At 67.3% G+C, this 2,827-nt stretch carries 2 protein-coding genes; both read right to left on the bottom strand.

What is annotated here, in order from left to right; all coding sequences use genetic code 11:
- Positions 1-1,373 (bottom strand): ketoacyl-ACP synthase III (locus tag VIM26_RS00355; protein ID WP_331948318.1); only part of this gene is annotated, 1,373 nt, incomplete at its 3' end.
- 41 nt (positions 1,374-1,414) lie between these two features.
- On the bottom strand, positions 1,415-2,827 hold a 1,413-nt coding region (locus tag VIM26_RS00350), incomplete at its 5' end, for a carboxyl transferase domain-containing protein (protein WP_331948317.1).

The raw sequence follows: 2,827 nt of genomic DNA, 5'->3' as shown, positions 1-2,827 counted from the left end.
GCCACCCCGAGCACGATGGCGGCGGCGCCGTCGCCGAAGAGCATCCGGGAGGTCCGCACGTTGCCGATCTTGTCCGAGAACTTCTCCACGCACACCACGAGCACCGGGCGCTGCACCTCCTGCAGGATCCGCGTCGCATCGGACAAGCCATATGCCAGCCCGGCGCAGGCGGCCACGATGTCGTAGGAGCCGTGGGTTTGCTGGATGCCCAGCTCACCCGACAGCCAGGTGGCGACCGAGGGAATCAACCGGGAGCTCGTGCAGGTGCAGACCAGCACCGCCCCGATGTCTTCTGGTCCGCGCCCCGCGTGCGCCAGCGCGCTCTGCGCCGCCCGCAGCGACATCTCCTCGATGGTGCCCGAGGCGTAGAGCCGCTGCTCGATCCCGGTCTTGTCGCGGATCTCCTCTGCTGACATCGGTGACCAGTTATAGGCGGCATTGCGGATCAGGTCCTCGTTGGTGCAGACCTGATCGCCATGGACCACGGCCATCGCCTCGATGCGCGGCATCACCGTGAATTGCGTGCGTACGTTCACCGACGGGTAAGGCCGAACCGGCTGGGCCGCTGCCCGCGCCGGCGAGCTGGGCGCGCGGGTCGTGCCGGTGTCCAGGCGCCCCAGGAAACGACGAACCTCCTGGTTGCGCGGGTGGAATACGACCACGTAGTCGTCGTCGTGTAGCTGGCCGACTTCGACGAGCTCGGCCTGAGCGCGGTCCCAGGGGTACTGGTTGTGCAGCACCATCGCCCAGCGATGCAGGGCCTCGAGCTCGGGAGCATCCTCGGCGCAGTCGATGATGTCGGTGTAGTCAAACGTCGGGAAGTCCGGGTCGTATCCGTTGAGCCGGAAGGTGCGGTTGCTGGGGTCGGCCAGAATCTCGGCCACCGTCGGCTTGACCGCCGACAGCTCGGTGGCGTGGTGCTTGCGGTGCCCGAACACGTCGAAGAGAAGCTTGAAGATCCGGTCCTCCGCGCTGGCATCCCAGGTCGCGGGCAGGGCGTCATAGGCGCTCTGGACCGCGGCGACCTTGCGGTCGCCGTCTACCCACGGGGTGAGGATCGGCAAGAAGACGTCACTGCGGCGTCGAGGTACGTCGCTCCACCGGGTCGGTCGCTTGTCATACATCGTCAGGGCGAAGCGACCGGCCCAGAACAGGTTGAGCGCGATGTCACGCATCAGCTCGTACCGGCTGCCGTAGCTGCCCTCCTCGACGCGCCGCAGGATGTCCGTACCGGTCGGGGCCTTCGTCTCGAAGTCGCGCCGGATGACGCTGTCGAGCTGATCGAGACTGTCGATCACCGAGAGGTCGAGCTCGGGGACGAAGTTGGACGGAAAGACGATCCGGTCGTGGCGATTGAGAACGAATGGGTGCATGGCGTGTCCTATTCATCGAAGAGTTGAGATTGGGGCGATGGTCAGGTGACCGCCGTGGTCGGAGCCTCGCTCGCCATGCGGCTGATGCCCCGCTCGACCGCACCGATGAGGTACGGACGAAGCTCGCGGGCGGGAATGATCGCGTGGACGGACCCGACCGCGAGCGCCCGCTCGATGTTGTGTACCTGCTCGAACTCGTTGGCGACCTCGCCGAGCTTCTCCGAGCGCACCGCAGTGCGCAGGTCGGCCAGCTCGACCCGCAGCTGGGCCTGGTGCCCCTCGTCGGCCTGGGCCAGCTCGGCTGCCAAGGCGGTGACGCGGGGGTCCTTGGACGTGCGGGAGGTGACGTCGCGGGAGAACACAACCGCCGCGGCCGGAGCCCCTCCGAGCACCGAGGCGTAGGAACCCTCGATGGCCACGACTTCCATGTTGTCGTTCAGGACGCCGGAGAAGACGACGAAGGCGCCGCCGTGGTAGCGGGAGATGACGCAGAACACGATCGGGCCTTCGAAGTTGACCATCGCGCGGCCGATCTCGGCGCCGTACTCGAGCTGCGTCTTGCGCAGCGACTCCGGTGAGCCGTCGAACCCCGACAGGTTCGCCAGCACCACCAGCGGGCGGTTGCCGCTGGCGGCGTTGATCGCCCGCGCGGTCTTCTTCGACGATTGCGGGAACAGTGTTCCGGCGGTCCACTGGTCGGGACCGTCGGCCGGGAACGTGCCTCGTCGCGGGATCGGTCGCGACTCGACGCCGAGCACCGTCACGGGGTAGCCGCCCAGGTAGGCGTCGAGGACCACTGTCGTGTCGGCGTCGGCCATGGCCGTCCAGCGTTCGAGCACGTCGTGGTCCTGGTCGGCCACGGCACGCATGACCGTCCGGATGTCGAAGGGCTTCTTGCGGTCGCGGTTGGTCGAGGCGGAGAAGATGTCGCCTACGGTCGTGAAGTCGCTGATCGGGTGATGGTGGGGGTAGGTGCGGACATCACGGTCGTGCGGATCCGCGGTGGCGGCGCGCCGCGGGGTCGACTCTCCCGGCGCGATGTAGGTGTACTCGTAGTGCGCGAACAACGTGGCGCACCCTGCGGTCAGGTTCGGCGCCCAGTATTGGGCCTGCCCGTTGGGGCCCATCACCCGGTCATAGCCACCGATGCCGAAGTTGTCCTCGGCCGAGACGCCACCGGAGTAGTCGAGGGACTGCTTGCCGGTCAGCACCATCGCGCTGTCCGGGGTCATGATCAGGATGCCCTTGGTGTGCATCAGCATGGTCGCCTCGGCGTTCCAGTACGGCTGGGCGCCTACGTTGATGCCGGCGACGACAACATTTACCTCGCCGCCGCCCTGGGTGAAGGTGATCAGCCGGCGCAGCGCCCGGGCCACCGAGTCCATGTTCTCGGTGCCGCGTTCCATCGAGATCTCGGCGCCTGAGGACAGCGCATACCACTCGAGGGGAACCTG

Origin of the sequence: Pengzhenrongella sp. (assembly GCF_036565025.1) — a bacterium.
GTDB lineage: Bacteria > Actinomycetota > Actinomycetes > Actinomycetales > Cellulomonadaceae > Pengzhenrongella.
Note: the sequence above shows the minus strand (reverse complement) of the source record. Positions and strands in the feature narration are given on the sequence as shown.